Here is a 3067-nt window from a genome sequence, read left to right as displayed (position 1 = left end):
GGATAACATCGCTATCGACGCAACGTACTACTTCAAGCCTAACTTCCGTACGTACATCTCGTACAACTTTAACCTAGTTGATGCTGGTGACAACTTCTACAAAGACGGCGTTACTCGCAATGCAACTAAAGCAGATGCTGAAGACGAGCTAGCACTAGGTCTACGTTACGACTTCTAATGTCCTGACACTAAGTCATGAATCTAACACGCCTGCTCTCTAGCAGGCGTTTTTTTTACCCGCTATACTGACCACTCTTATCTTCCACTAGAGAATCCTTATGCCGTGCGTTCGTTATCTTCCTAGCTTTATTTGGATATTACCTCTAGTGACCAGTTCATCTTGGGCATATAACCCGCTCAACGAGCTTCCAGCAGGCAGCCGTGCCGCCCTTACTATTGAGAGGCTTCAAGGGCAAGCGGACTATCAAAAGACCGATAACCAAGACCAGCTATTTCCGCCCGCAAGTACCCTTAAAATTGTCACAGCGCTGGCAGCTAAACTTGAGTTAGGTGATGAGTTTAGGTATGAAACCAAGATTGAGCAGACAGGACAAGATGTTGTGCTGCGCTTTAGTGGCGACCCTACTCTAACAACAGAAAACCTCAAACAACTGCTCGGCGGATTAAAAAACGCTGGAACCCATCATATTCGTGGTGATCTGTGGTTAGATAACAGCGCCTTTACCGGTTATGACCGCGCCGTAGGTTGGCCGTGGGATATTCTAGGTGTCTGCTATAGTGCTCCGGCCAGTGCCATCTCGTTGGATCACAACTGTGTGCAAGCCTCTATTTACACTCAAACGGATGGACGTACACGTGTTCATGTCCCTAAGCACCAACCTATCTATGTCACAACTCATGCCCAATCCGTCACTAAAATTGAGCAAGAGAGCACCCAATGCAGTTTGGAATTGCTGTCATCGCCTGATAACCACTACCAACTGCAAGGATGTCTGCAGAAGCGTGCTAAACCTTTGCCACTCAAGTTTGCCGTTCAAGACCCTGCGCTGTATACCCAACGAGTGGTCAATACCCTGCTCTCACAGCTGAATATTAAACTCGATGGTTCGATTAAACTTGGCGCTCCGGCGCAAGGCTCTGTTGTGGCTCGCCACTATTCTGAGCCTTTAACTGTGCTATTAAAACGGATGCTTAGAAAGTCGGACAACCTTATTGCCGACAACCTGACTAAGACCTTAGGTGCCAAATTTTTTGTTCAAGCCGGGAGCTTTGGTAATGGCACGAAAGCGATCAAGCAGATCCTGTTTTCGCATACTGGCATTGATATAGAACATACACCAATGGCTGACGGCTCTGGTCTGTCACGTAACAACCGATTCACAGCAAAGAATATGGCGGCAGTGCTACGCTATATCTGGCAGCACGATAGCCAGCTAGGGCTGATTGCATTAATGCCAAAGTCAGGCACCAATGGCACGCTAAAATATCGCCGCAGCATGCGTAAAGCCCCAATCAAAGGTGAGCTAATTGCTAAAAGCGGCTCTGTTTATGGCAGCTATAATATGGCCGGATATGGGTTAGATAAATCGGGCCAACCTAGTGCGCTGTTTGTCCAATTTATAACCGATTACCATCCACCTAAAGTAAAGGGTGATGCCAAGCCGGTCACCACCCCAATTACTAAATTTGAAACCCTGTTCTACCAAGAAATTGTTAAGTTTAGTCAGGCAATGCCTAAAAAGTAGTTGACCACAGTAAAGTAAATCCACATACCAGAAATATCAACGATCGAGGCCAGCACGGGGCTTACTAGTACCGCCGGGTCGAGCTGAAAAGCACGCGCTAAAATCGGTAGCACGCCACCAAGGGTTGTCGACATCGTCACCTGAATAAACAGGGCTACAGCAATCGCTAGTGCGATTGTGCTTAGGGCAAATCCTCCGCTACTGCTTCCATCACTAAACAGCATAATGCGTCCAATCATGACTAAGGAAATCGCAAAAGCTAAACAGATGGCAACGCGACTCTCTTTCCACACCACATCAAGCCATTGACGCTTACGCAGCTCTCCAGTGGCTAAAGCGCGTATCACCAAAGTCGCCGCTTGGGTTCCGGTGTTGCCACCCGCCGCCGCAATGACTGGCATGTAAACCGCCAATAATACTAGTTGGCTCAGTGTATCTTCGTATTGGGCGATGATAAGACCTGAGACAATCCCCAGCAACGCAAGGGCAATAATCCAGCCAATACGCTGTTTGACATGCTCAACAACCGAGGTATCTAAGTAGCCACTAGACGGTTCTACTTCAGAATGAATAAAGCCCAATTGATGCGCATAATGACGCGCTAGTTTTTCATTTCCTTCAAGCTCCAATGCCGCAATTAATTGCTGTACATAGCCCACCGAACAGTGTTGCAAGATGGCAACCGCCTCTTCTACAGGCATCACAGTGAGTAGGTGAACTTGCTGTGTTTGCTCGTACTGCAAAAATGCATTGCGAGCAGCACCAATCTCTTCTTGAGAAAAGTGCGGGGTGTTTTCAATGTAAGTATTGCTCATTACCGTCATGGCGAATCTCCCGATTGGCAATAGGTAACGACCATCAAATACAACACTGACTGATTGTGACAAACAGACATATTTGTCCATACGCTGAAGTACAGAGTCGTTGTATTAGATTCTAGAAATTAAAGGAGAAAAACGTGAGGATTTACAACAAGATGAGTAACCTTCTACCGCAAGGGTAGAGGCGTGAGACGACAATACCGAAGCGAGTTATTTTTCCCCTTTGATACTAGGAGGATGGTCGATATTGTTCATAAAAGTCTCCGAATAAACTGCCAGATTGGCAGCGCGAGGATGATAACAAAAGTGGCTAGAGAGATCAGCCGATTTTTTAGCAAATGGAGAGGGTTTGTCAACCTTTTGAGCGGATTGTTGACCATGAGATTATAGGCAACAAAAAAGCGCCTAAAAAGACGCTTTTAAAATGGTATTTGTAACGCTCAGCGATTATTTAATTGTGATACGCGCAAATTTACGTTTACCCACTTGGAACACGTAAGTGCCGGCTTCAGGAGCAAACTTAGAGTCTGCCACTTTCTC

At 46.4% G+C, this 3067-nt stretch carries 3 protein-coding genes; 2 read left to right on the top strand and 1 reads right to left on the bottom strand.

Annotated features, from left to right (window positions below; translation table 11 throughout):
• Positions 1–178 (top strand): porin (locus QTO00_RS17285; RefSeq protein WP_331425880.1); only part of this gene is annotated, 178 nt, incomplete at its 5' end.
• Between the two features lie 100 nt (positions 179–278).
• A complete protein-coding gene (dacB, locus tag QTO00_RS17280; protein WP_331425878.1) occupies positions 279–1706 on the top strand; it encodes a serine-type D-Ala-D-Ala carboxypeptidase in 1428 nt (475 codons plus the stop codon).
• Here dacB and QTO00_RS17275 read toward each other — a convergent pair.
• On the bottom strand, positions 1685–2530 hold the full coding sequence (locus tag QTO00_RS17275; protein WP_331425879.1) for a magnesium transporter: 846 nt from the start codon (positions 2528–2530) through the stop codon (positions 1685–1687). The genes dacB and QTO00_RS17275 overlap by 22 nt on opposite strands.
• Positions 2531–3067 lie beyond the last annotated feature (537 nt).

Origin of the sequence: Vibrio sp. M260118 (assembly GCF_036533755.1) — a bacterium.
Classification (GTDB): domain Bacteria; phylum Pseudomonadota; class Gammaproteobacteria; order Enterobacterales; family Vibrionaceae; genus Vibrio.
Note: the sequence above shows the minus strand (reverse complement) of the source record. Positions and strands in the feature narration are given on the sequence as shown.

Bases quoted from the DNA above. Each gene is read 5' to 3' on its own strand.
- dacB (WP_331425878.1), top strand. From the start codon at position 279: ATGCCGTGCGTTCGTTATCTTCCTAGCTTTATTTGGATATTACCTCTA.
- QTO00_RS17275 (WP_331425879.1), bottom strand. From the start codon at position 2,530: ATGACGGTAATGAGCAATACTTACATTGAAAACACCCCGCACTTTTCT.